This window comes from Wolbachia endosymbiont of Wiebesia pumilae (assembly GCF_017869285.1).
GTDB classification, from domain to species: domain Bacteria; phylum Pseudomonadota; class Alphaproteobacteria; order Rickettsiales; family Anaplasmataceae; genus Wolbachia; species Wolbachia pipientis.
Map to the genome: position 1 here is coordinate 1,230,934 of NZ_CP054557.1, position 26,398 is coordinate 1,257,331.

Genomic DNA, 26,398 nt, shown 5'->3' on the forward strand with positions numbered 1-26,398 from the left:
AATAGCCATTTAACCTTGAAAGAAAAAATATGCCACAAAAAATGAGGGTCAGTAACCATAGCGAATATAACAAATTTCTAGAAAAAAGAGGAAATATTTTTCATTATATCAACGAAGCCATAGAAAAGTGGTACGAGAATGGTCCAAAAATACCAGGTGGCAACAATATTTATAGCGATAAAGTTGTAATTTTGGTGCACATAATAACTTGTTTATTTAGAATAGGCCTGAGGCAAACAGTTGGGTTTATAGCAGGATACCTTGAGCAAATTGGGAAAAATTTGCAAGTTATCAGCTATTCACAATCATCAAGAAGGTTTAAGAAACTCAATATTAAGATCAATGATTGCAGAATTGATAAAAATAATATGGAAGATATCGAAATTGCTATAGACAGTACAGGAATTAGTATATACAACAACACTCCTGGTCATAGCAAAGAAAATAGCGAAGATAGAAAGTATCGCAGCTATGAACAGACAAGAAAATTGCATGTAATGTTGAATACAAACAGCAAAAAAGCCATAGCTGTAAAATACAGTAACGGTGTCTACTCTGATCACTATGGAGCTTGTGATTTGCTAAAAGAAGTCGATTTTCAGTATGTCATAAAAGTACTATATGCAGATAGGGCATGTGATAGGCACAAGTTTTATAAGTTGTGTAACGAATATGATATAAAGACAAAAATTCCACCAATAAACAATGCGGCAGAACATCCAGAAATAGATTATATGTCTGACAGGAATGCTGCTATTAGGTTAATAAAATTATACGGTGAAGATGGCATGAAAGAATGGAAAAAAGAAGTAAATTATGGGAAAAGATCTTATATTGAAGGGTTTTTCTCAAGATTAAAGCAAATATTCGGATTTAGTTTTAGGAATAAATCTGAGATAAATCGAGAAAAAGAACTAAATGCTATTTGCTTAATAAATTCACTGATATTGGTATGGCTAAATTTGAGATAGTTACATGAATTTACCATAAATCACCATCTCATAAAGTGTGATGCAACAAAGCCATCCCAGTGTCAGCTACTTGGATGACAAGAAAGGGAGCACTGGAATGACATTATCTGTTGTGCAATTTACCTTCAAAAATGAATGTTTGTACAGTTATGTGTCAAGCACTGGGATGACAAGAAAGGGAACACTGGAATTTTTGTTTCAGCATTAGCCATGCATCTAAACAGATACGTTGCCTTGAGAATCGCAACATCCATGCAGTTATGCGCGTAACACTAAAAATCAAAAAAAACAAAGAGGCAGACTTAATCTACCTCTTTTATTTCACTTGGCTATACTGTCTGTTGTTGAGAAGCAACTTGTTCAACAATAAGTGAGCCTAAATAAGTGTTAACCCCTTTAGCACCATCTTTGTCTAAACCTAATGTTTTATTCCACTTTGTTTCATTTACTGCCTCGAACTTACCTTCATCGTTTTTCTCTTTTAGTGAACCTATCTCGAAGAGTAAAGTATTGCCTAGCGTATTGGTAAGCTGATTAATATCAACAATAATACGGTAGTTCTTGCCTTCTAAGCTGAAGGCTATATAATGTTTACCCTTTTCTACCTTACCTTCTTCATCTTTAACTTGGTTATTCCTTGCCATTTCCTTAAATGTGTCTTTTGTTACTAGCAATGCTGTTTCTTTACCGTTTTTTCTATCGTTATTAACAACAATCTTCGGAGCTCTCAACTCAGATATTTCATTGTTTTTGCTGATAGCGTACATTGCTGAACTAACCAGTGCAACAGCAACAATTGCTAATATACCGATTCCAAGTGGTGTAGCTGCAAAAGCTGCAAGTGGAGCAAGCGTGCAAGTTGAAGACACCCAATATGGTGCTGAAAGTGCTACTGCTGCGCCTATGACATACAAAGAAGTAAGTGCAACAAGTGCAGTATTTGTTTTGTGGAATTGACCACAGTGATTTTTGAAAGTTAGCATAAACGACCTCAAATATTAATATGCTTAAATAAAAAAACTGTCATAGTCAAGCTTTTTCGTAAGCTACCTGCCGCTTGAGCCAAAGCCCCCTGCATTGCGACCGGTTTCTTCTGCGCAGAATTCTTCTCTGTCATCCCAAATTACCTGAGATACAGGAGAAATAAGGATTTGTGCGATTCTATCTCCTCTTTTTATTTCGTATGGCTGATTACTTAGATTAATTAGACAAATTTTAACTTCACCTCGATAATCAGAGTCTATAGTGCCCGGAGAATTTAAGACAGTGATTCCATGTTTTGCAGCAAGACCAGAACGTGGGCGGATTTGCCCCTCAAAACCGTTTGGTATTGCAATCACAATTCCAGTTGGAACAAGTAATCTTTCAAGTGGATTTAAAACAGCAGAATCATTCAATGCAGCATAAAGATCCATGCCAGCACTCTGCGTAGTTGCATAACATGGAAGAGACAAGTCTTCTCCGTGTGATAATCTTTTTATTTCTACTTTAATTTTACTTCTTTGCACTCCAATTTACCATCTATGAAGACTCAATTATAGCATGTAAATTGTATCTGCAAAAGTGATAAATGTAAATGATGTCATTCCAGCGCGTGACGCTAGGCCATAAAATTCCTTGACAAGTTCAGTGCTCCTTTTTTTGTCGTCCCAGTGCCTCTATGATGTCATTCCAGTCTGGAATCTAGTCCTTATTATGCAGCCACTTGGTTGAAATTAAGTCTTCTGGATCCCAGTGTCTGGGCACTGGGATGACATCATAAGGGCGCTGGGATGACACCCTGACAACCGTCATCCCGCTACTTGTTAGCGGGATCTAGAGATACCGCGAATGAATCGCGGTATGACGTAGATTGTTGTCATTCCAGTGTCAGCTACTTGAATGACACCCTCTTGGTATTCGTGTAGTTGCAAGCAGTATAGCTATAAATCACTCACAATCGATATGCTTGAATTACTCTCAGTAAATAAATCAAGCATAATGTTAGGTATTCTACCATCAACTATGTGAACAACTCCAGCACATTCCTCCGCCATTTTAACGTATGCCATAAGCCTTTCAATAAATTTTTCCCCTTTAATTTTCCCACAATCAATCGATGCATTTAAATTTTTAACAGATATCTTCCTGCCACCAATTTTATCTATTTCTTCATCTGTGTCACTCAAGATTATCATTTTAGATGCAGAAACTGCGATTGCGATTGCGCTTGCAGTGCTATCGGCATCAATATGATATGTTTCCCCATCTTTTCCATGACCAATTGGTGCAATAACTGGTATAAAATCTGATTCTTCAATAAAAAATAATATATCAGGATTGATTTCAGTGGGTCTACCGATGAACCCCATGTCTAATATCTTTTCGATATTATTTGATCTATCTTCTCTAAGCGTAGCGGTTATTTTTTCGGCTTTAATTAAGTTACCATCTTTTCCACATAATCCAATAGCTGAACCACCAGCAGAATTTATATACTGAACAATTTTTTTATTAACTGAACCACACAGTGCCATTTCAATGATTTTCATAGTGTCTTTGTCTGTAAGTCTGATACCATTCACAAACTTACTGTTCATATCCAGCATTTTTAACACTGAGTTAATTTCATATTCTCCGTCATGAATTATTACCGGATTTATACCAAGCTGCTTCAACAAGACAACATTATGCACAAAAGTATTAAATAGTGTTTCATCTAAGATTATTGTACCACCGCATTTAATGACAAAAGTCTCGCCTACAAAGCTAGGTATGTTAGATAGCACTTCAAGTAATATTTCTGCTTTTTGTTCAAATGATACCTCACCCTTTAAAAATTCACTACTCTTCATTTTTTTATCTTGTAAACTTGAAAAACTCATCTCTTACCTTGGTTATTTTATGCTTAACACGGATGCTCATTTGATGAATTGACACATTCTCATTATTAATCCATTTTTGAATATCTTCTATAACAGCACCTAAGCTTTTTTGACTTACTTTATCTATTTTTGTTAGCACAATGTTAAAGTTAATGTTATTATATATTAACCAATAAATGAAGTCTTTGTCTATTTCTTTTAATCCTACCTTGCTATCTATCAACACAAACACTCTTCTTAGATTTTCTCTTTGAATTAGATAATACTCAATTAAGTTTAAATATTGTATAATTTCCTCCTTGCCTGCATGAGAGTAGCCATACCCTGGTAGATCAACAAGTCTGAACTTATCATCGTACATAGAGTAAAAATTTATTTGTCTAGTGCATCCAGGTTTAGAGGAAACTCTGGCAGCTTTTTTGCTGTTTATCAGTAAGTTGATCAGACTGGATTTTCCTACATTTGATCTACCAGCAAACGCAATCTCTGGAGCCGACTCATTTGGTAATGATTTTATATCCGAAGCTCCAAATATGAAATTGCAGTTTGATGTTATCTGTTTTGCCATTATATTCAACTAGAAGGTAGTAGGTATATTATAGTGTTATTGCTTGATATAAGAAATTTTTTATTTCAGTATATATTACTTAGCTAGATCTGTGCTATATGGATATGGAAAATAATTTACAAGACTTAAAGAAAAAATTTAATGATATAGAGAGGAATTTGGAAAATCCTACCAATTTAAGTCAAAAAGAATTCATTACCCTTTCAAAGGAATACTCTGAGCTCAGGCCAATAATCAAGATAATTGATGAATATAACACGCTGAAAGAGGAAATTTCAGACTTAGAAGAAATAATGAAAGATGAAAACAGCGAAGGTGATATAAAAGAGTTAGCAAAAGAAGAATTTTTCGAAAAGCACAAGGTATTATTACCAAAAATAAAAGCAAAATTAAAGTTAGCATTATTGCCCAAAGATGAAGATGACTCAAGAAATGCAATATTAGAAATTAGAGCAGGTACAGGCGGAGAAGAAGCAGCATTATTTGCAGCAATGTTATTTCGTATGTATCAAAAATATGCAGAAAGAAGAAATTGGAAGTTCGAGCCAATAAGCATTTCTAATACAGGTATAGGTGGATATAAGGAAGCTTCTGCACTCATTAATGGAACAGAAGTTTTTGCAAGGTTGAAATTTGAATCAGGAGTGCACAGAGTACAGAGAGTGCCAGAAACTGAATCTTCAGGAAGGTTGCATACCTCTGCCGCTACTGTTGCGATATTACCTGAAGTAGAAGAAGTTGACTTTAAAATAGAAGAAAAAGACTTACGAATAGATGTTTATAGATCCAGTGGTCCTGGAGGGCAATCAGTGAATACAACTGACAGCGCAGTAAGGGTCACCCACTTGCCAACAGGGATAGTTGTGATACAGCAAGATGAAAAATCGCAGCATAAAAATAAAGCTAAAGCGCTCAAAGTATTGAGGGCAAGGCTATACGAAATTGAAAGACAAAAAAAAGAAATGGAAAGGTCAACAATGAGGAAAAGTCAGATTGGCTCTGGTGATCGTTCCGAGCGCATAAGAACATATAATTTCCCACAATCAAGAATAACAGACCACAGAATTAATCTAACTTCACATCGGCTAGAGCAGATTATGAAAGAAGGCGAACTAGATGAATTTATTGAGGCATTAATCTCACGTAATGAAGCAGAAAGATTGGCAGGGGAAAGTTAGCAGCCTACAATGGAATATCTTTATTAATTACATAGGATCTTTTAAACGCAATAGATAGACAGTAAAAACAAGTTCTAGTACTATCGCGGATAAAACAAGAACAGCTACACTAATTGTTTGACCATTGTAAATGTAGCTTGTTAAGCCGATAAAAATAGCCATGATAAAAGCTCTAATGAACGAGACTGCAGAAGAAGCTGTGCCTTTAATTTCAGGGAAAACATTTATTGATGCATTAAAAATCACTGGCTGGAAAATTGCACAACCGATAGAAAAAATAATCATAGACAGTGTTACTAAGTAGAAAGAGTGGGGTACAATTATACTGAATATTGCAAGCAATAGAGACCCAATAGCACCCACGCTCGTACCAGAAATTACACACTTTATTGCTCCAAGTTTCTGCAAGATTTTGCCAGCAAATAGACTGATGAGTGAGAAGCACCCAACTATTGCACCTTGATGTAGTGCATAAATAGTGCTAGATAAACCAAAAGTCTTCATATACAGAAAAGGTCCACAAGTAATGAATGACATATACGCAGCAGAAAAGAGGCTTGACATCAAAGACAACGTAACAAACCTCGGATTAGATAGTAGTTTTCTGTAATCTTTCATCGTTTTTTTCAAACTGAAAATATCGCGGTTCTTTTTTGTTTCTGGTAACGCTAAAAGCAGCAAAACCCAAGAGATCAAACAAAGTATTGCAACAGTTGAATAATTACCACGCCATCCTACAATTTCATTGATGAAACTGCCTAACACTGGCGCAATTGCCATGACAACTGTAAGAACAGAATTCATGATTCCAATAAATTTCACCGCTTCGTCGCCTTTGTAGCTGTCTGCAACGATTGCAAACACAACTACAGATGTGCTAACACCAATGCCCTGAACAAAGCGAGAGATTAAAAGCCAAAAAATCGACGGTGCAAAAACACAACCAACAGCGCCGATTAATAACAAAGTGTTACCTATGATCATAATTCTCCTTCTGCCATAGCATTCAGACAATGGACCAAAAAACAACCCTCCTAAAAGCCTAGGAAATTATAAGCAATAGTTAATTGAATTATGCCTTCCGGTACGTTAAAATAGTGCACCATATCAGGAAAACTAGGTACGGAAATGTCAATTTCAATGAACTTGGCAATGAGAGACAGGATTAACAGAAATGGTAGTAACATTTGAGATTTTTAATTAATGAATAAAAATATCACATTTAAAGCGTTGAAAGAAAACATTTTTTACTGTTATTAAAATGGTTAGAAACACCTCATGTGAAGGAATGGTGGATAAATTGGACACTAGGGTTAATTAAAGAAAAATATGACAACTATGTTAAAGCTCTTACTCTCTGTCCTAACTTTACTTATTTCCTCTTACTTTTTCAACAGTCCGTCTAAATTACTACAAGCAGTTTAATTTTTAGTAAATATGTCATTATTCAAAAATATGCAAGAAGCTTTACAGAAACTTAACATAATTTTATCATACAAATGTCATTCTTAAGTCCTATGTAAAAACAAATTTTGGCACTAATTTAATTAACTATGAGCTGGATAAATTGGAAAATAAATTTTGTTTACTTTTACAACACCTTAAGATCTAATGTCACTTTATCAATCAAAAATATTACAATAGGCTAGTATGTTCCTTACTCTTTTTCTCAAAATATTACCTATTTATATTACAATATTTATTGGTTACTTAGCAGGAAAATATCTTAAAATTGATAGAAACACTATATCTCAAATACTTTTTTATATAGCTAATCCAATAGTGATTTTATATGGAGTCTCTCATACAGAAGTTAACTTAAAAGTAATTTCTCTGCCGATTTTGATATGGTTTATAGGTAACACTATGTCCTTATCAGTGTATTATCTTTCTTCTTTTTTATTTAAGGATAACACAAGAAACATATTAGCATTTAGCTCGGGCAGCACAAGTATGGGTTATTTTGGCCTGCCGATTGCCATGGCTTTATTTGATGAAGATTCAGTATCTGTATATGTTGTTTGTTATATAGGAATGGCGCTATTTGAAAACAGCTTAGGATTTTACATAGCTGCAAATGGTATTTATACCGCAAAAGAATGCATATTAAAGTTGTTCAAACTTCCTTCGCTTTATGCGATGGTTCTGGGCTTCTTTTTAAGTATATACGATATACAAATACCTACTTTTTTAACAGATGTTATGATGAATATTAGAAGTACATTTGTCACATTAGGAATGGTGCTACTTGGAGTGAGCATTGCGAATATTGCAAGCTTTAAAATAGATTGGAAGCTTGCTTTGATCACTATTACAGCAAAGTACGTATTCTGGCCACTGTTTGTTTTAGGAATTGTCCTTTTAGACAAGCATGTTATAGGTATATACGATGAGAGCATATATAAAGCACTGATGTTGCTGGCTATTATTCCAGTTTCTGGGTCCAGTATAATACTTGCTAATATTTTGAATTATCAACCAGATAAAGCTACTCTGTTGCTTCTAATCAGTACTGCAGTGGGACTGTTTTATGTTCCACTAATAATATCATTATTTTTTACTAAACTTGTTCCTTTTTGATCAAAAAATTAAGCGCTTGCACAACCATTATTTGGGTAACAACACAAGACATTGATAAAACTTGAATTTATAGCTAAAGCAACTTCTACAATTTGGTAACCCGTCATCCCGCTACTAGTTAGCGCCGCGGCGGTAAATTGACCTTACCCAGAAAAAGTAGAGAGAAAGTTAAGACGTTTTTGGAGTAAAATAAAACGTTTTTTCAAAATATGACAAATAGAAGAGAATATACAGCAGAATTCAAATTAGAAGCTGTTAAGCTGGTTAAAGAAACAGGTCAAGCAAGTACAAAAATAGCAAAAGATCTAGGTATAGATGGCAGTATGTTAAGTAAGAAAATATGATGGAAAAATGTCTGGAGCATACGCATTTCCAGGCAAAGGCTCCTTATGACAAAGAAAGATTTGATCTAAAAAAAGAGCTAATAAGAGAAAGAGACATCTTAAAAAAAGCCCTGGGCAAAGAAAAAGAGTAAAGTATTCTTTTATATAGAAATTGCTATAAAACACAGGAACTATGTAGGGTCTTGTACTGGTGGTATGGGTTGCTAAGGAAAAAAGCAGTAAAGAATTAGCAAAAGAAGGGCTTCTAGCAGATATTCAAAAAATACATCAAGCTTCTAAATGCAGATATGGAGCCCCTAAAATTCACGCTGAATTAAAAGCTTTAGGCAAAAATTAAAACAGTACAAAGTGTTATGCAAGAAAATGGCATTAAAGCCAAGTTTAGACGAAGGTTCAAAAATAAAAAACAGCAAATAAGCAACCGAGTTGTGGCTCCGAACACATTGGATCAAAATTTTACTACTGATCAGCCAAATAAAGTTTGGGATTACCTACATAAAAACTAAAGAAGGTTGTTGGCGGCAATAATTGACCTATATTCACGCATGGTGGTTAATGAGTAACATGATAATTAGTTATAGATTCTTTATTGATGGCCGTTGATAAACGCAAACCCGATAAAAATCTGCTGTTACATAGCGATCAAGGGTCACAGTATACCTCTCAAAATTACCAATTTCTATTGAATACAAAAAACATCATTTCCAGCATGAGCCATAAGGGCTGTTGTTACGATAACTCTGTTGCAGAAAAGTTCACTTAAAAGGGAGCTGCTTATTGATACTTCTCGCTCAACAAACCAGAACTGCCATATTTGAATACATAGAAATCTTTTATAACAAATAACGTAGACATTCTACTATTAACTATTGCATTCCTGCACAATTTATTCTCATGATAAAAACGTCTTAACTTTCTCTCTACTTTTTCTGGGTAAGGTCACCTCTTTAGGTGCTCCTTTTTTCTTTCTTATACACACAAAAATCATATAGAATTGTAAATACAGCTTTTTTATTCTGATGCTTTTCAATTCTATAGCTCTGGTTGTCTCTCTATTACTATTTTTCTACATTATCGTAAAAAAACTGAGCGAAAAGAAAGCAAACCTTGAGGGTAATTTATGTAAATTAGAGCAAGAACTTCAAGAAACAAAGCAAACTTTGCTTACGAAGAATGAAGAAATAGTTGATTTAAGGGTCAAAAAAGCAGAACTTGAAGTAACTCTGCAAAAAGAACGTGAGGAAAAGAAAAAGGAAATAGAATTACTAACAAAAGCAGAGGAGAGATTAACAAACACTTTTAAAGCGCTCTCTCTTGATGCTTTGCAGACAAATAACAATAATTTTCTGAACTTAGCAAAGGAAGTAATCGATAGTAAATTAAAAGAAACGGAAAGCGATTTCAAAAAAAGACAAGCAACGATCAACGAAGTTGTAACTCCAATAAAAGAAAAATTAGAAAAATTTGATAATGAAATACGCGAGCTGGAAAAAGAGAGGGTAGGGGCCTATGAAGGTTTAAAGGAGCAAATTGGAGCGCTGATGAACCAAACTTCCAGCCTTGCTAATGCCTTGAGAAAGCCTCACATCAGAGGAAAGTGGGGTGAAATGCAACTCAAAAGGGTGGTAGAAATGGCGGGAATGATTGAATATTGCGATTTTTTTACTCAGCCGTCAGTGGTTGATAAAAACGAGGATAATTTATTGCGTCCTGATTTAATAATCAAAATGCCATCTGGAAAGCAAATAATAATAGATGCTAAAGTGCCGCTTGATTCTTACATGGATGCTATATCACAAAATGATTTGCAAATACAAAAGGAGAAATTAAAGAATCATTCCCTGGCAATAAAAAAACACATAAATGATTTGGGTAAAAAAGAGTATTGGAATCAATTTGAAAATACGCCAGAACTTGTGGTGCTTTTCTTAACAGGGGAGGGGGTTTTTAGCGCAGCACTGGAATATGAGCCTGCTTTGATAGAGATTGGAGTGGAAAAAAAAGTGATCATTGCAACACCGATCACTCTAATTGCGTTGCTGAGAGCAATAGCGTATGGATGGAAGCAAGAGATGATAGCTGAAAACGCAAAGAAAATCAGTGAACTAGGTCATATTTTATATGAGCGCATTTGCACAATGGGTGAAAACTTTGATAATTTGCGCAGGAGCTTAAAAAGTGCTGTTGATCATTATAATAAAACTGCTGGCTCTCTTGAAGCAAGGGTGTTTCCTGCTGCTCGAGAATTCAATAAGCTTGGTATACATGCAAAAAATAAAAGTTTAAGTGCTGCAAAGGAATTAGAGTCTTTACCACGCAGTTTACATACTGAGGAGCTGAAAGTAGATTAGGCATCTTAACAGGGAATGTTCAAAAAAGTGTGTCAAACCAAAAAAAAAGTAATAAATTGATATAAAAAAAATGGAGGTTTGACAATGAGTCAGAAAGTAGTAAACAGAACTACCGGTTTGGTAGATTACAAAGAACTGGAAGCAAATATACTGTCATCAATAAGGGAAGGCAGACCATTAACAGGAAGGGATGGAGCATTTACACCATTTATAAAAAAGCTGCTGGAGGCAAGTTTGGAAGGTGAAATAGAAAATCACTTATTAGCTGAAAGTGAAGAGAGGGTTTGGTTGGAAGAAGTGGAGTAGCGAATGGATATACAAAACGCTGGGTCTATATTCAGACTATAGAATAAGGTATTACAAACCGAAAGCATCACCAGCACAATATGTTATAAACTTTGGTAAAGAATCTGCTAGGAAAGCGTAGTGCGGATGCTGCGTTTGACGAGGCGGGAGCTGGAAACGTTAACATGGGAATTTGGATTGAGGCCTATTGTGAAAACAATGGATCAGCCACCAAACCCTAAAGTAGGCGCGCCAGTTCTTGACCCTACATATTTTTTTGAAGGTTAAATCCAGCTTAGAACCTGTCTTGAAAGGAACTAAGCAGCTAATTTAGCAAGCATAATAGTAATCATATTAAAGGAGATATTAGTTTTTGAAGTAAGAGGAGAATGCTCATAATCCTTGCTCATACGTCTAAAATTGGAAAGCCAAGCAAAAGTTCTTTCAACAATCCACCGTTTAGGAATAACTTGAAATCCTACAGCATCAGCTGCTTTTTTAGTAATCGTCAATAAACATCCTGTTTTCAATAAACAGTAATTTTGCAATTTACCAATATATCCCTGATCAGCGAGAAACCTTTGTAGCGTTGAAGCTTTTCGTTTAGCTTGAGTAAAAAGATTTAGAGCACCATCACGATCTTGAATGCCTGCACTATGAACATCAGCTGTAATAATTAGGCCTATTGTATCCACAATGATGTGACGTTTTCTACCCTTTATTTTCTTGCCAGCATCATATCCTCTGGATCCCCTTTTTGAGTGGTTTTCACTGATTGACTGTCAATTATTCCTACCGAAGGTATTTCATTTTTGCCAACCATTTTTCTTACCTTTTTTACTAACATATCGTGTATTTCTTCCAATTTGCCACTATTACGCCACCTGAGAAAATAATCATACACCGTTTTCCATGGCGGAAAATCTTTTGGCAGCATTCTCCACTGGCAACCACCTTTCATTATGTATCTTATTGCATTAATAATTGTTCTAATATTGTACTTTCTTGGCCGTCCTACTGCACCTTGTGCAACACTTGGCTCCAAAATTTCCCATTCTTTGTCACTTATATCACTTGGATACATTTTTACCTACTATTTTTTACTTATCTCATCATATTCTCTTTCTCATTTCTTTTCAAGACAGGCTCTTAGGGTCGAGAAACTTAGATAAAGCCATAGCCAAAGTGTTTAAAAATATTAATAATTATACACACAATTATTCAACCATATTTTTGAAGATAGCTATGCCGCCGCGGTATCTCTTAGCCGCTAACAAGTAGCGGGATGACGATTGTTGGTAAATCTAAGTCAGTTTAGCTATAGGCAGCAATTTTCTGTATTTATTTTAAATTGAAGGAAGCTCAAATGAAAGATCATGTTTTGCTAAAAATCACAGAATGCAGTCTAACAGTGAACGGTTACGCTTTTGATCAAAAATGTTGTATAGTACACAATCAATTTTTCTGGATCCAAGTAGTCAAGGCACTGCCTTTGTGTTTGAGGCAAAATCGGCTATAACACTTAACATACTGCCTTTGCAAACAAATGTTCGTACAGTTATGTGTCAGCTACTTGCATGACGCCATTGCCTGAACGGGTACCAATGATTACCTATCAATCTCACCAAAAACTATATCGAGTGAGCCAATAATTGCTGCAACGTCAGCAAGCATGTGTCCTTTTGCCATAAAGTCTAAGGCTTGTAAATGCGCAAAGCCAGGTGCTCTTATTCGGCACCTATAAGGTCTATTGGTACCATCTGAAACTATATACACTCCAAACTCACCTTTTGGTGCCTCAACAACTGCGTAAGCCTCACCTTCTGGTACGTGATATCCTTCTGAATAGAGCTTAAAATGGTGAATCAGAGCTTCCATAGATTTTTTCATCTCTGCTCTTGACGGTGGAGAAATTTTTCTATCTTCAGTTTTTATTTGCCCTTCAGGCATTTTCTCTATGCACTGCTTCACCAAACTGATAGATTGCCTAATCTCTGCCATTCTAACTAGATAACGGTCATAACAGTCGCCATTTTGGCCGATCGGTATATCAAAATCTAGTTGATCATATATCTCATATGGCTGGCTTTTTCGCAAATCCCAAGCAAGCCCAGCAGCGCGCAACATTGGGCCACTAAAGCCCCAATCAAGTGCCTGTTTAATTGATATTTCACTAATTCCTACAGTGCGTTGCTTCCATATCCTATTTTCTGTTAAAAGTTCATCAACATCGTCTATATATTTTGGAAATTGCTCTATAAACTTTGCAATATCCTCAATCAAATCTTCTGGAACATCTGCTGCAATTCCACCTGGCCTGATGTAAGCTGCGTGAAACCTTGCACCTGAAGCTCTTTCGTAAAATTCCAGTATTTTTTCTCTTTCTTCAAAGAGCCATAAAAGAGGGGTCATTGCTCCAACATCAAGTGCTTGAGAAGAAACGTTCAGTAAATGATTTAGTATTCTCGTCAGTTCACAAAACAAGACACGTAAATACTTTGCCCTAATTGGCACTTCACATTGCAACAATTTCTCCACACAAAGTGAATATGCATGCTCTTGTGACATTGGTGATACGTAATCAAGGCGATCAAAATAAGGCAAAGCTTGAAGATACGTTTTATGTTCTATTAATTTTTCAGTACCGCGGTGCAAAAGCCCAATATGGGGATCTGCCCTCTCGATCACTTCACCATCCATCTCTAAAACAAGACGCAACACTCCATGTGCAGCTGGGTGCTGAGGTCCAAAATTTAACATCATTGTCTTTAGATCGGGCATGTCCAGTAGTTTAAGATATTAAAATTGTATAGGCTAAAGTGCGCTCAAAGTCAATAAACTTCTTGCATAGGCTACAACTATCATTCAATAGAAACAAAAACTTTTACAATGGCTAATAAGTGTTGGTAAAACCAAGTCACTTTAGCTATAGAATGACAAAAAAGGTTTGCATTAGCCAAATTTTTAGTTGAAGTAGCATAAGAGGTTAAAGGAAAAGCTTTGTGTTAATGGATTCATTTCAGGTATAGTATAGATAATACCACAATACTTATAAAATGGATCATGTTGTTAATGCGTATAATAGACTTGACACTCCTATAGTCAGGGGAGAAGGGGCATATCTTTTTGATAAAGATGGTAAAAAATATTTAGATTTTGCTGCAGGTATTTCTACAACTTCTTTAGGGCATTGTCATCCATACATTACAGATAAGCTGAAAGAGCAATCGAGCTCATTATGGCACTGCTCTAACATTTTCACTATTCCCGAGCAAGAAAGGCTTGCCGAGCGTTTAACAACCCTTACTTTTGCAGATAAAGTTTTTTTCTGCTCAAGTGGGCTTGAAGCAACAGAAGCTGCAATTAAGTTTATTCGTCGTTACTTTTATTCAAAAGGGCAAGCAAAACGTAATCGTATTATTACAATTGAAGGAGGCTTTCATGGCCGCAGTATTGCTGCAATTTCTGCTGGAGGCAATGAAAAATCACGCGAAGGTTTTGCTCCGCTCCTTTCTGGTTTTGATAAAGTGCCAAGAAATGACATTAAAGCATTAGAAGAAAAAATCAACAATGAAATAGCTGCTGTATTTTTAGAGCCCATACAAAGCGAAGGTGGAGTATATCCACTAGACGTAGAATATCTTCAAAAAGTAAGGGAAATAACAAAAGCTCAAGGAATAATTTTGTGCTTTGATGAAGTGCAGTGCGGATATGGACGCATCGGTTCTTTATTTCATTATCAAAATGTCGGCATTGAACCTGATATGCTAACCTGTGCGAAGGCTATGGGTAACGGTTTTCCTGTAGCTGCATGTTTAGTGAAAGATTATATAGCAGAAGCAATTACTCCAGGAACTCATGGATCAACCTATGGTGGCAATCCACTTGCCATGACTGTTGGTAATGCAGTGCTCGATATAATGCTAAAAGAAGGCTTTTTTGATCATGTTAAAAGAATTAGTAAATATTTAAAAGAAAAGCTGTTGCTTTTAGCTAAAGAATTTCCTGAGATGATTTTAGAAGTTCGTGGAGAAGGGTTACTAATGGGAATAGAACTAGCAACTCTTGTAGCTGATAAAATTATTAGTCGATCTCTTGATAAAGGTTTAATAATAACTAGGATTTTAAACAACAAAGTAGTAAGGGTAACCCCACCACTTATCATTGAGGATGAGCATGTGAACGCAGCGTGTAATATGCTTTATGATTTGTTTTTTAAGATTAAAGGTATATAAAATTCGGCAATATAAATTCAGGCTTGCAAATGCCTCTCATAACATGTAAAATTAATTTTATTTTTTATCACAATAACATCGTACTTTAATGGATTGGTTATTGGTCTTAGTATCATCAGCAATTTTTGTTTTGTTAGTTTTATCGTTTTTGTTCTCAGGAGCAGAAATAGGCTTAACCTCAATTAGCCGTTCTCGAGTTAATAAGCTAAAGCTAGACGGTAACAAAAAAGCCAGGGTAATAGATCGCTTATTAAATAGGAAAGAATTGACAATAGGAACGGTATTGCTCGGCAATACAATTATTAATATTACTTGCTCTGCTTTATTTACAGCAATATTTATCAATCTTTTTGGAAATGAGTGCATTCTCCTATCAACAATTATAATGACATTTTGTATTTTATTGTTCTGCGAAGTTCTACCAAAAACTTATGCTATTCAAAATCCTGAAAAATTTGCATCATTTTCTGCTTATTTTGTATTGTTTTTTGTAAAGATTTTTTCTCCATTGACACTAGGTATTCAATTTATTGTTAACCTCATCCTAAAATTATGTGGGCTGCATAAAGATAAGGAAGTGATATCTGCAGCGGATGCAATGCGTAATATGATTACTCTTCACCGCAGTGAAGGAACTATGTTGCAACAGGATTTAGATATGCTAAGCAGCATACTTGATTTGGCTGAGACAGAGATATCACAAATTATGACCCATAGAAGAAACCTATTTTCTCTTGATATAGATCGGAATAAAGAAGAGTTAATAAGAGAGATTTTAACCAGCAGTCACAGTAGAGTACCTTTATGGCAGAAGGAACCAGATAACATTGTAGGTGTAATTCACGTGAAAGCTCTAATAAATGCTTTGCGTGAAAAGAATAATAAAGCGGAAGAAGTTGACATTACCCAAGTTATGTCAAGGCCTTGGTTCATACCAGAAAGTACACCGCTCAGCGTGCAACTTCACAACTTCCGTAAGAACAGGAAACACCTTGCATTTGTTATTGATGAGTATGGAGCACTGCAGGGAATTGTAACTCTTGAGGATATACTGGAAGAAATAGTTGGAGAAATTTCGGATGAACATGATTTGATTACGGAGAATTTTATAAAGAAAATATCTGATAATATGTATCACATAGAAGGAAAATCTACTATTAGGGACATTAACAGGCAGTTATACTGGAATCTCCCTGATGAAGAAGCTACAACTCTAGCAGGTATGATTGTGAATGAAATAGAGCGCATTCCTGACGAAGGCGAGGAGTTTTCCATGTATGGTTTTCGCTTTAAGATTTTAAAAAAAGATAAAAATATTATTACTGTTGTTGAAGTGCAAGTAAAAATTGGTAATATTAGTGGCAGCAATTAATTAGTGGAGTTTCATGGAAGATACAGTAAAAATAACGGCTGAAGAGTTGAAGGGTTACATAGAGAGAATCGAAAAACTTGAACAAGAAAAGAGGGATGTGCAAGATCACATTCGTGATGTATATGCAAAAGCCGCAGATGAAGGTTGGGATATAAAAGTGATGAAACAAATTATTAGGCTGAGGAAGATGGATGATGATGACAGAGAGGAACAAGAAATATTGCTTGATACCTATAAACGTGCATTGGGAATGAGCTACGAAGAAGAGTTAAGTGAATAGCAGAATTGTAATTGGAATAAGTGGAGCATCTGGTTCTATTTACGGTGTGCGTATTTTAGAAGCGTTGAAAGACGTCGATTATGAAACTCATTTAGTGATAAGTCGTGCTGGGAAAGTAACTTTAGCTCACGAGATTAAAGAAAAACTTGAAGATATTACATCACTTGCAGATTTTTACTATTCTGAAGAAAAGATTGGAGAAAAAATAGCAAGCGGCTCATTTAAAACCTCAGGGATGATTGTAGCACCATGCTCTATGAAGACAATGTCTGAAATCGCATCAGGTGTTACTTCCAATCTATTGACAAGGGCTGCAGATGTAACGCTAAAAGAAAGAAGAAAGTTAGTTCTTATGGTGCGAGAGTCACCACTGCATCTTGGGCATTTACAAAATATGTTAAAATTAACGGAGATGGGAGCAATTATTGCTCCACCAGTGCCTGCTTTTTATATTAAACCGAAATCGTTAGATGATATTATTAATCATTCTGTTGGCAAAGTATTGGATTTATTTGATATCAAATTACCCGACTTTAAGGAGTGGCAAGGAAGTGACAATTATTATTGATGGTAAAAAAATAGCAAACGACCTATGTGAGAGGCTATCACAAAAAATTGATATTTTAAAGAGAGAGTATAACATTTTTCCTTGCCTGAAAGTAATTCTCATGGGTAGCAATCCAGCAAGTCAGGTTTATGTTCGCAACAAACAGAAAAAAGCAGAATCAATAGGCATAAGTTCTGAGACCATTGTTTTGCCTAATAATATTTTAGAAGATGAATTAATTGAAAAAATCAATGAATTAAATGAAGATCCATCTGTGCATGGCATTTTAGTGCAATTGCCTTTACCAAATCATATTAGTGCAAGCAGAGTAATTAACACAGTAAGTGTTGAAAAAGATGTAGATGGCTTTCATGATGAAAACGTTGGCAAATTAGTTAAAGGTGAAAAAAACTGCCTTATACCTTGCACTCCTAAAGGTTCTTTGCATTTAATTAAGTCAATTGAAGAGAACCTTTCCGGTAAAAACGCAGTGGTAATTGGTAGGTCAAATATCGTGGGCAAGCCAATGTTTTACCTGCTATTGCAAGAAAACTGCACTGTCACCATCTTGCATTCACAAAGCAAGGATTTAGCTGAATATTGCTCTAAAGCGGATATAGTAGTTGCAGCAGTCGGAAAGCCAAATTTTGTTCAAGCAGACTGGATAAAGAAAGGTGCAATAGTGATCGATGTTGGCATAAATAGCGTTAACGTAGGAAAGCTTGTAGGTGATGTTGACTTTGAAGGAATAAAAGGGAAAGCCAAAGCTATGACCCCAGTACCCGGGGGCGTTGGCCCAATGACCATTGCATTTCTAATGATGAACACTGTTATTGCTGCTTGCTTGCAAAAGGGAGTTGATGCTTCTGATTTCATTAGTTGAGGTATGAAGAGGAAAGCTATATGAAGATAGAATGTACCATATCACAATTAATAAAAAATTGAGATTTTTGAAATTCCTCAGTAGTCAAATTTATTAAATATTTAGGATCATCATCTATTCTTTTTTCTCTACAAGTATAGCTAAAGTGGCTTAGGTTTACCTACAATTTGAAAAACAACAAATTCGTCATTCCGCTACTCGTTAGCGGAATCTATGCTGAGATACCGCGGCGGTATGACGTAGGGAAACCTTTCTTGGGTTAGCTATAGTTAGTGGAATTGCAAAGTTTCTAGGCATAAAAAGCTTTGAACCTAATATATGAGCCAAACTTGATTTTCCAACCGTAGATACACCTGTAATAAAAATAATAGTCTTCATTTTGTGAATTTACTTGCTATATGAACTATCGGAGAAATTTTTTTATAGTTTATAGTATCTGACCTTACCCAGAAAAAGTGGAGAGAAAGTTTGGAATGTTTTTCACAAAGAGAATGATGAATCAAAATGCTCAGGAATGCAATAGTTAATAGTGACGTTGTTTGTTATAAAAAATTTCTATATATTCAAATATAGCAGTTTTGATATGCTGTTTAGAGTGCCGAGAGGTGTCTATTGGTAACTCCCTTTTTAGAGAACTGAAGAAGCTTTCCACAACAGAATTGTCGTAACAACAACCTTTATAACTCATCTATGTTTTTTATGGATAAGAGATATTGATAACCTTGCGAAGTATATTGTGAACCTTGATCACTATGTAATAGTAGATTTTTGGCAGGTTTACGCTTGTTAACGGCCATTAATAAAGAGTCCATAACCAATTGTTTATTTATTGAACTGCTCATTAACTACCATGCGTGAATATAGATCGATTATTGTTGCCAAATATAGCCATCCTTCTTTGGTTTTTATATAAGTAATCCCATACTTTATTTGGTTGATCGACAATAAAGTTTTGGTCTAATATATTGGGAGCTACTGTCCGTTTGTTGTTTCTTAATTTTAAATTTTCTTCTCAATATAGCCTGAATACCATTTTTCTGCATAATACTTTGCACTGTTTTTAAGTTGCAACTTTTACCCAAAGCCTTCAATTCAGCATGAATTTTAGGAGCTCCATATCTACATTTAGAAGCTTGATATATTTTTTGAATATCTGCTAATAACTCTTTATTTGCTGATTCTCTACTGCTTATTTTTCTTGTGGTCCACTTATAGTAGCCACTAGCAGAAAATCCTACATAATTCCTGTACTTTATAGCAGTTACTATATAAAAAAATATTTTACTCTTTTTGACTGGCCAGGGCTTTTTTTAAAATGTCTCTTTCCCTTGTTACTCTTGCTAACTCTCTTTGTAAATCAAACCTCTCTTTGTCGTAAGGAGCCATGTTACCTCTACCTGGAAATGCATCTGCTGCCGACTTTTTTTCGTTGTGTTTCTTTATCCATTTTCCTAAGAACCTGTCTTGAAAGGAACTAAGCAGCTAATTTAGCAAGCATAATAGTAATCATATTAAAGGAGATATTAGTTTTTGAAGTAAGAGGAGAATGCTCATAATCCTTGCTCATACGTCTAAAATTGGAAAGCCAAGCAAAAGTTCTTTCAACAATCCACCGTTTAGGAATAACTTGAAATCCTACAGCATCAGCTGCTTTTTTAGTAATCGTCAATAAACATCCTGTTTTCAATAAACAGTAATTTTGCAATTTACCAATATATCCCTGATCAGCGAGAAACCTTTGTAGCGTTGAAGCTTTTCGTTTAGCTTGAGTAAAAAGATTTAGAGCACCATCACGATCTTGAATGCCTGCACTATGAACATCAGCTGTAATAATTAGGCCTATTGTATCCACAATGATGTGACGTTTTCTACCCTTTATTTTCTTGCCAGCATCATATCCTCTGGATCCCCTTTTTGAGTGGTTTTCACTGATTGACTGTCAATTATTCCTACCGAAGGTATTTCATTTTTGCCAACCATTTTTCTTACCTTTTTTACTAACATATCGTGTATTTCTTCCAATTTGCCACTATTACGCCACCTGAGAAAATAATCATACACCGTTTTCCATGGCGGAAAATCTTTTGGCAGCATTCTCCACTGGCAACCACCTTTCATTATGTATCTTATTGCATTAATAATTGTTCTAATATTGTGCTTTCTTGGCCGTCCTACTGCACCTTGTGCAACACTTGGCTCCAAAATTTCCCATTCTTTGTCACTTATATCACTTGGATACATTTTTACCTACTATTTTTTACTTATCTCATCATATTCTCTTTCTCATTTCTTTTCAAGACAGGCTCTAATAAACCACCCTTTATTCCTAAATCCTTTGCTATTTTCGTAATTGTTTGACCTGCCTTTCTTTGTTCATTTGCCAGCTTAACAGCTTCCAATTTGAATTCTGCCGTATATTCTCTTACCATTTCTAATCCTCCAAAATTTTATTTTACCCGAAAAAACTCCTTTCTTTCTCTCCACTTTTTCTGGGTAAGGTCAATATACCAGTGCCGAAAATAGTTGACAAAGATTGTGTATACTTATTACAATTGTTTGGGTACCAGAAGTTTTTACGGCAACAAAGTATGCACTAACTATAAGTAAGGAAGACTTTAAGCAGGCAATAAAAAAAATGAAGTAACGTTTAAAAGAGATTGAAGGAGAGAAGAAAAAGGTAAAAGGGAATACGGCAGAAAATGAATCTTATTACAAATAGCATAAAGGGCTTTTATTCTAGTGTTAAATCGGACCTAGATTGGCAAGCCAAACGTAGTCTTATTAGAACATTAGTAAAAGAAGTCAACATTGATCTTGATAAAGTAGATGTAGTATTTAAGATCAAAGAACTTGAAAACCCCGCCCAGAATGGACAAAATCAAAAGATGGTACATTGTCTAAGGGGTCTGGGCACTGGGATGACATCTTTTTTCTTGGTACAAATTACTCTTATGTCTCAATATTTGTACAGTTGTGTTATCGGCTGTTTGATGTTTACAACGCAGAAAGTTCATACGGTTGTAAGTCAAGCGGTAGGATGACAAGATTTTGCAAGGGTATTTTTTTTATAGGAGATTAATATGGAAATTTTTCTTGATAGCGTTGATTTAAATGAAATTAAAGGACTAAAGGAGTTCATTGACGGCATAACAACTAATCCTTCTTTAATAGCAAAGTCCGGGCGTAAAGATAAATACGAGGATTTAGTGCGTGAAATATGCTCTATTATAAAAGGGCCTGTTAGTGTTGAAGTTGTTGCAGATAGCCATGAAGAGATGATCACAGAAGGTCTGAATTTAGCAAAAATTGCTGATAATGTTGTGATCAAATTACCTCTTACACATGAAGGATTAATTTCTTGTAAAAAGTTATGGACAGAGCATAAAATACCTGTTAACATCACATTATGTTTTTCTCCTGGACAAGCACTGCTTGCCGCTAAGGTCGGTGCTTGTTTTATTTCCCCCTTTGTTGGTCGCCTTGATGATATAAGCTATGATGGCTTATCGCTAATAGAAGATATATGTACTATATATTCTAATTACGGTTTTGATACTAAAGTTCTTGTTGCATCAGTGAGAAGCCCAGCGCATGTAATAGAAGCTGCAAGGCTTGGTGCTGATTCAATTACTGTGCCAGCAAAAGTACTTAGACAATTAATTAATCACCCACTTACTGACCAAGGGCTAGCAATATTTGAAAAAGACTGGGGTGTAAAATAATAGACGGTTACAAATGAACATAAAAATTGGCGTATCCGTTCAGGCAATGGCGTCAACTTAAGAGCCTTCATTAGCAAACTCTCCTAAAGACATGATGGCGTTTGCTACCTTATTGCGGCTGCCCTGGTCGAATTTTAACTTTATAGCTAACCCAAGAAAGGTTTCCCTACATCATACCGCCGCGGCGCTAACGAGTAGCGGAATGACGAATTTGTTGTTTTTCAAATTGTAGGTAAACCTAAAGCTATAGAAAAAAAGAAGAACCAGTTTCTTAGTTCTTCATTGACATAATCCACTCCATATGCCATAATAAAATTTTATATCTTGGAGAAGGAAATGACATTAAGGTTAATACTACAAGAAGTCAACAGTAGTCCAGACCTGAGTGCAGAAAATGTAGTTGAGAAAATCAAAGATGAACTACAGCAGAAGCTTCCAGATATCTACAGTGAGTGGGAAAGTAACCAGTTTGATATAAATCACACATTTGAAGTACTTAATTGTGGTTTATTACTTATAGCAGCTAAAAATGGTTGTGGAAAAGTAGTAAAACACCTAATAAAAAGCGGGGCTAATGTTAATGTACAAGATGTATGGAAAAAAACCTCTTTACATTATTCTGCTCAGTATGGGTATACGCAAGTAGTAGAAGTTTTGCTAGAAGAGGGAGCAGACGTTAATGCACAAGATGAAGATAAAGAGATTCCTTTACATGTAGCTGCTGGCAAAAGAGATATAGAAATAGTGCAAATGTTATTGGAGAAAGTGGCAAATGTTAATCTACAGGATAAATCTGGAGGAACTGCTTTGCACTATGCTACATGTAATGCTAACATATGTACTCCTATGAAGGATGATAGTGCAGCAAAGATAGCGGGACTTTTATTACAAAGAGGAGTAGATGTTAATATAAAAGACGAGGATGGAAAAACTCCTTTGCATTATGCTATTGGTTATGAACTTATACAAACAATAGAAATGCTATTAAAAAAAGGTGCAGATGCTAATATAAAAGACAAGGATGGAAGGGCACCTTTATACTATGCTACTCTTAATTATAGTTACCGTAATATAAGGTTAGGAGGAAAACTGCTACTAGATTGTGACACAACTTTACTAGGTAATTTTTATGAACCTTACAAACCTAGTCCAAGGATGGCAAAACTCCTGCTAAATTATGGTGCAAATCCATCATGCATCCATAGACCTAAAGCTATAACAGCAGGAATTACTGTGGGTGTTATATCTGCTGTTGTAGTTCCACTAGTACTTGCCTATGCCACTGCATTACCTGCACTAGCAATAATTGGAATTACTGTAGCATCTGTACTGATAGTTGGTGGTATTACCTATGGAGTTGCATATAAGTCATCAGAGCATTCATTAAACAGTAAGCTAAGTGAGGTTAGCTGCAGTAATGTTGATGGAAATAAACAAACTGTATAACCATAATTATTAGTTCACCACAGTAACCGCACCATGGCAGTGTTTGTATTTCTTTCCGGAGTTGCAAGGACATTTGTCATTTCTTGAGACTTTGGGAAGTCTGCTATTTCTAGCAGAATGTAACCTATTGCCTATCTCTTGGTTGTCTGCCAACTTAAAGTGTGCTAAGCGGTGAATGGTGAGTTCCTTCCATTTTTCAAGCATTGACTCAAACATCAAGAAAGCTTCGCGTTTAAATTCATTCAGTGGATCTTTCTGCCCCATAGCACGTAAGCTTATGCTTTGTCTTAGGCTCTCTAGAACTGAAAGGTGTTCCCTCCATAAATGATCAAGTGTCATTATCATCATTTGCTTCACGATCGTATTCCACAAATCTGTAGTGTGCTGACTGTTGAAATATTTTTCTTTCTCAGTAAAAAATTCTTGTATCTTATCATTTATATAATTCAAAGCTTCTTGTTTATTCAAAAACTTTGCCAAGTCTTCTTTATCAAGCGTTATTCCATACCTTGTATGGAATTCTTTGGCTATATCTTCAACATAATCTTCGTAATAGCCACTTTGGATTATACCTTCTACTACGCTCTCATTTACTTCGCTATACACTTCAAATATATCATTAATTTCGTTGCCTAAGATATTGTTTCTCTGCTTAAAAATAACTTTACGTTGGTTATTGATTACGTCATCAAACTTAAGTAGAGATTTCCGCACGTCATAGTTTCTAGCTTCAACTTTCTTTTGCGCTTTCTCGAGTGCCTTATTGATCCATGGATGATGAATAGCTTCGTTATTCTTTAACCCTACTTTTTGTAAAAAGCTTCTCATTCTATCAGAGCCAAATATTCTCATTAGGTCATCTTCGAGCGATAAAAAGAACTTAGAAAGTCCAGGATCCCCCTGACGACCAGAACGGCCGCGTAATTGATCATCTATTCTCCTGCTTTCATGTCTTTCGGTTCCAACCACACATAAACCACCAGCTTTTATAGCAATTTCCTTATCTTTTTTTACTCTTTCAACTATTTCTTGGTATTTTTTTTCTCTTTCATCAGCATTTTTTATCTTCTTTAGCTCCACCTTTGCAATCATTTCAGCATTTCCACCAAGCTGAATATCAGTTCCACGTCCTGCCATGTTAGTTGCTATAGTGATACTACCTGGCACTCCAGCTTGCGCTATTATGTACGCCTCTTGTTCATGATAACGAGCATTTAATACTGAATGCTTAAGAGAATGGCTTTGCAAAAGCGCAGAAAGCTTCTCAGAGTTTTCGATGCTCACCGTGCCAACAAGGACCGGTTGAAGGCGTTTGTAGCATTCTTCTATAAACTTCAACACAGCATTAAATTTTTCCTTTTCTGTACCGTAAATTTCATCATCAATATCAACTCTTTTTACAGGTACATTGGTTGGAATTTTTACTACATTTAATCTGTATATATCACGAAACTCTTCTGCCTCTGTTGCTGCTGTTCCCGTCATTCCGGAAAGTTTATTGTACATACGAAAGTAATTCTGAAATGTGACCGATGCTAAAGTTTGGTTTTCATGCTGAATTTCAAGATTCTCCTTCGCTTCAAGTGCCTGATGAAGACCATCGGAATATCTTCTGCCCTCCATCATACGCCCAGTAAATTCATCAATAATCACTACCTTGCCATCCTTTACTATATAATCTTTATCAGCAGTAAACAGCTTATATGCACGTAATGCTTGGTCTATATAATGAGTCATTATCATGCTGTCAGTATCATAGAGCGAGGAATTTTCAGGAATGAGATTGTATGACCTTAGTAGTTCCTCCACTCGTGAAATACCATCTTCAGTCAAGAATACCGTTCTACCTTTTTCATCTACTTCATAATCGGAGTCAACTAATTTGGTTACTATTTTATTGATATGCTTATATATCTGATTGTTTTCCTCAACCGGGCCAGAAATAATAAGCGGAGTGCGAGCTTCATCAATGAGTATTGAGTCCACTTCATCAACTATTCCGTAGTGAAAGCCTCTCTGAACCATGTCTTCTTGAGAAAATTTCATATTGTCTCGCAGGTAATCAAAGGCAAGCTCGTTATTTGTGGAATACACGATATCTGCACTGTAAGCCTCTTTCCTCTCTTCGTCTGTCAAGTTATTCGTAATAAACGCAACAGAAACCCCAAGAGAATTATATAATTTGCTCATCCACTCTGTGTCTCGTTTTGCAAGATAGTCGTTAACAGTTACGACATGTACGCCTTTCCCTTCTAAGGAATTTAGATATGCTGCTAAAGTTGCAACGAGTGTCTTTCCCTCTCCTGTTTTCATTTCTGATATCATGCCATTGTGGAGCACCATTCCACCAATCAGTTGAACATCAAAGTGCCTCATGTTAAGAAATCTTCGAGAGGCTTCACGCACAACTGCAAATGCAGGTACGAGAAGATCATTTAACGTTTTCCCATTTTTCAATTCTCGATTGAATTCTTCAGTTTTACCAGCAAGCTCCTCATCAGATAAGCTCTGCATTTCTGTTTCTAATGCATTTATTTGCTGAACAATTTTCCTAAAGGATTTTATTATCTTCTTGTTTGTTGATCCAAATATCTTTCTTATAAAAAAGAATGACAACGTAAAAATAAAAAATATAAGAATGGCTGTCAAAATTAGCGGAGAATCTAGCATAAACTTAAGTAAAGTCTTATTTAATATGAGATTATATTACTAAATGCAGCCTACAGCAATGACATATTAGATTCAGGGAATCTTTATGCTTAAGACAGCAAA

Annotated in this window: 22 protein-coding genes and 5 pseudogenes; 17 read left to right on the top strand and 10 right to left on the bottom strand. The window is 35.5% G+C overall.

Features of this window, described 5'->3' with window-relative positions; all coding sequences use genetic code 11:
* Positions 1 to 29: 29 nt before the first annotated feature.
* Entirely contained in the window at positions 30 to 971 is a 942-nt protein-coding gene (locus HUB92_RS06405; RefSeq protein WP_208571731.1) for an IS5 family transposase, read from the top strand.
* Between the two features lie 40 nt (positions 972 to 1,011).
* The gene (locus tag HUB92_RS06410; protein WP_167471207.1) at positions 1,012 to 1,179 is read left to right on the top strand and encodes a hypothetical protein; all 168 of its coding nucleotides are present in this window, start codon (positions 1,012 to 1,014) and stop codon (positions 1,177 to 1,179) included.
* A gap of 121 nt (positions 1,180 to 1,300) precedes the next feature.
* Here HUB92_RS06410 and HUB92_RS06415 read toward each other — a convergent pair whose 3' ends face one another.
* The 4 genes from HUB92_RS06415 to yihA form a co-directional block, all read right to left on the bottom strand.
* A complete protein-coding gene (locus tag HUB92_RS06415; protein WP_182282568.1) occupies positions 1,301 to 1,954 on the bottom strand; it encodes a hypothetical protein in 654 nt (217 codons plus the stop codon).
* Between the two features lie 63 nt (positions 1,955 to 2,017).
* Positions 2,018 to 2,479 (bottom strand): dUTP diphosphatase, encoded by a 462-nt coding sequence (dut, locus tag HUB92_RS06420; RefSeq protein ID WP_006279458.1) that lies wholly within the window; start codon positions 2,477 to 2,479, stop codon positions 2,018 to 2,020.
* Between the two features lie 414 nt (positions 2,480 to 2,893).
* Positions 2,894 to 3,805, bottom strand: a complete 912-nt coding sequence (gene argB, locus HUB92_RS06425) for an acetylglutamate kinase (protein ID WP_209473400.1) — start codon at positions 3,803 to 3,805, stop codon at positions 2,894 to 2,896.
* Between the two features lie 4 nt (positions 3,806 to 3,809).
* Positions 3,810 to 4,403: a ribosome biogenesis GTP-binding protein YihA/YsxC gene (gene yihA / locus HUB92_RS06430; protein WP_010962460.1), complete on the bottom strand. Its 594-nt coding sequence runs from the start codon at positions 4,401 to 4,403 to the stop codon at positions 3,810 to 3,812.
* 98 nt (positions 4,404 to 4,501) lie between these two features.
* Between yihA and prfA the strand changes: the two genes are divergently transcribed.
* A complete protein-coding gene (gene prfA, locus HUB92_RS06435; protein ID WP_209472758.1) occupies positions 4,502 to 5,581 on the top strand; it encodes a peptide chain release factor 1 in 1,080 nt (359 codons plus the stop codon).
* 27 nt (positions 5,582 to 5,608) lie between these two features.
* On the opposite strand, the pseudogene HUB92_RS06440 reads toward prfA, so the two are convergent.
* Positions 5,609 to 6,768: pseudogene (locus HUB92_RS06440) on the bottom strand (multidrug effflux MFS transporter).
* Between the two features lie 16 nt (positions 6,769 to 6,784).
* On the opposite strand from HUB92_RS06440, the pseudogene HUB92_RS07325 reads away from it, so the two are divergent.
* From HUB92_RS07325 to HUB92_RS06470, 5 genes and pseudogenes are all read left to right on the top strand, one after another.
* Positions 6,785 to 6,927: pseudogene (locus HUB92_RS07325) on the top strand (N-acetyltransferase); the annotation flags it as partial.
* A 304-nt stretch (positions 6,928 to 7,231) separates the two neighbouring features.
* Positions 7,232 to 8,161, top strand: coding sequence for an AEC family transporter (locus HUB92_RS06445; protein WP_209472760.1), 930 nt, complete (start codon positions 7,232 to 7,234; stop codon positions 8,159 to 8,161).
* Between the two features lie 209 nt (positions 8,162 to 8,370).
* Positions 8,371 to 9,351, top strand: a pseudogene (locus HUB92_RS07330) (IS3 family transposase).
* 173 nt (positions 9,352 to 9,524) lie between these two features.
* Complete coding sequence (locus HUB92_RS06465; protein ID WP_038199773.1) at positions 9,525 to 10,856, top strand: DNA recombination protein RmuC; 1,332 nt, start codon at positions 9,525 to 9,527, stop codon at positions 10,854 to 10,856.
* Between the two features lie 84 nt (positions 10,857 to 10,940).
* Positions 10,941 to 11,135, top strand: a pseudogene (locus tag HUB92_RS06470) (IS256 family transposase); the annotation flags it as partial.
* 323 nt (positions 11,136 to 11,458) lie between these two features.
* Here the strand turns inward: HUB92_RS06470 and HUB92_RS06475 are convergent.
* Positions 11,459 to 12,225, bottom strand: a protein-coding gene (locus HUB92_RS06475) for an IS5 family transposase (RefSeq protein ID WP_410543338.1) whose coding sequence is annotated in 2 segments (ribosomal slippage) — positions 11,459 to 11,898 and positions 11,898 to 12,225 — 768 coding nt in all. Because the reading frame shifts where the segments join, the coding sequence is not laid out codon by codon here.
* Positions 12,226 to 12,578: 353 nt separating this feature from the next.
* Here HUB92_RS06475 and HUB92_RS06480 point away from each other — a divergent pair.
* Complete coding sequence (locus tag HUB92_RS06480) at positions 12,579 to 12,722, top strand: hypothetical protein (RefSeq protein ID WP_153296793.1); 144 nt, start codon at positions 12,579 to 12,581, stop codon at positions 12,720 to 12,722.
* Between the two features lie 27 nt (positions 12,723 to 12,749).
* On the opposite strand, the gene HUB92_RS06485 is transcribed toward HUB92_RS06480, so the two are convergent.
* Complete coding sequence (locus HUB92_RS06485) at positions 12,750 to 13,922, bottom strand: NADH-quinone oxidoreductase subunit D (protein ID WP_010962676.1); 1,173 nt, start codon at positions 13,920 to 13,922, stop codon at positions 12,750 to 12,752.
* A 275-nt stretch (positions 13,923 to 14,197) separates the two neighbouring features.
* On the opposite strand from HUB92_RS06485, the gene HUB92_RS06490 reads away from it, so the two are divergent.
* The 5 genes from HUB92_RS06490 to folD all read left to right on the top strand — a co-directional run bounded on the left by HUB92_RS06490 (position 14,198) and on the right by folD (position 18,458).
* The gene (locus HUB92_RS06490) at positions 14,198 to 15,376 is read left to right on the top strand and encodes an aspartate aminotransferase family protein (protein WP_209472762.1); all 1,179 of its coding nucleotides are present in this window, start codon (positions 14,198 to 14,200) and stop codon (positions 15,374 to 15,376) included.
* 88 nt (positions 15,377 to 15,464) lie between these two features.
* Positions 15,465 to 16,748, top strand: coding sequence for an HlyC/CorC family transporter (locus tag HUB92_RS06495; RefSeq protein ID WP_209472764.1), 1,284 nt, complete (start codon positions 15,465 to 15,467; stop codon positions 16,746 to 16,748).
* A gap of 13 nt (positions 16,749 to 16,761) precedes the next feature.
* Positions 16,762 to 17,028, top strand: a complete 267-nt coding sequence (locus HUB92_RS06500; protein ID WP_010082293.1) for a DUF2312 domain-containing protein — start codon at positions 16,762 to 16,764, stop codon at positions 17,026 to 17,028.
* Positions 17,021 to 17,596 carry a UbiX family flavin prenyltransferase gene (locus tag HUB92_RS06505; protein ID WP_010082294.1) on the top strand — a complete coding sequence of 192 codons (576 nt, stop codon included), beginning with the start codon at positions 17,021 to 17,023 and terminating at the stop codon, positions 17,594 to 17,596. The genes HUB92_RS06500 and HUB92_RS06505 overlap by 8 nt, the downstream gene beginning before the upstream one ends.
* Entirely contained in the window at positions 17,580 to 18,458 is an 879-nt protein-coding gene (gene folD / locus HUB92_RS06510) for a bifunctional methylenetetrahydrofolate dehydrogenase/methenyltetrahydrofolate cyclohydrolase FolD (RefSeq protein ID WP_209472766.1), read from the top strand. The genes HUB92_RS06505 and folD overlap by 17 nt, the downstream gene beginning before the upstream one ends.
* Before the next feature lie 480 nt (positions 18,459 to 18,938).
* Here the strand turns inward: folD and HUB92_RS07335 are convergent.
* Positions 18,939 to 19,913, bottom strand: a pseudogene (locus tag HUB92_RS07335) (IS3 family transposase); the annotation flags it as partial.
* A gap of 19 nt (positions 19,914 to 19,932) precedes the next feature.
* Positions 19,933 to 20,699 (bottom strand): IS5 family transposase gene (locus HUB92_RS06530; RefSeq protein WP_410543339.1). Its coding sequence is split into 2 segments (ribosomal slippage): positions 19,933 to 20,372 and positions 20,372 to 20,699, totalling 768 coding nucleotides; the frame shifts between segments, so codons are not numbered across the junction.
* Here HUB92_RS06530 and HUB92_RS07030 point away from each other — a divergent pair.
* The 3 genes from HUB92_RS07030 (at position 20,674) to HUB92_RS06540 (ending at position 23,626) form a co-directional block, all read left to right on the top strand.
* Positions 20,674 to 20,808: a hypothetical protein gene (locus tag HUB92_RS07030; RefSeq protein ID WP_256437785.1), complete on the top strand. Its 135-nt coding sequence runs from the start codon at positions 20,674 to 20,676 to the stop codon at positions 20,806 to 20,808. The genes HUB92_RS06530 and HUB92_RS07030 overlap by 26 nt on opposite strands.
* Before the next feature lie 730 nt (positions 20,809 to 21,538).
* Positions 21,539 to 22,180, top strand: a complete 642-nt coding sequence (gene fsa / locus HUB92_RS06535) for a fructose-6-phosphate aldolase (RefSeq protein WP_007552982.1) — start codon at positions 21,539 to 21,541, stop codon at positions 22,178 to 22,180.
* 336 nt (positions 22,181 to 22,516) lie between these two features.
* Positions 22,517 to 23,626 carry an ankyrin repeat domain-containing protein gene (locus tag HUB92_RS06540; RefSeq protein WP_209472768.1) on the top strand — a complete coding sequence of 370 codons (1,110 nt, stop codon included), beginning with the start codon at positions 22,517 to 22,519 and terminating at the stop codon, positions 23,624 to 23,626.
* Positions 23,627 to 23,635: 9 nt separating this feature from the next.
* On the opposite strand, the gene secA is transcribed toward HUB92_RS06540, so the two are convergent.
* The gene (gene secA / locus HUB92_RS06545) at positions 23,636 to 26,296 is read right to left on the bottom strand and encodes a preprotein translocase subunit SecA (RefSeq protein WP_244663065.1); all 2,661 of its coding nucleotides are present in this window, start codon (positions 26,294 to 26,296) and stop codon (positions 23,636 to 23,638) included.
* Positions 26,297 to 26,398 lie beyond the last annotated feature (102 nt).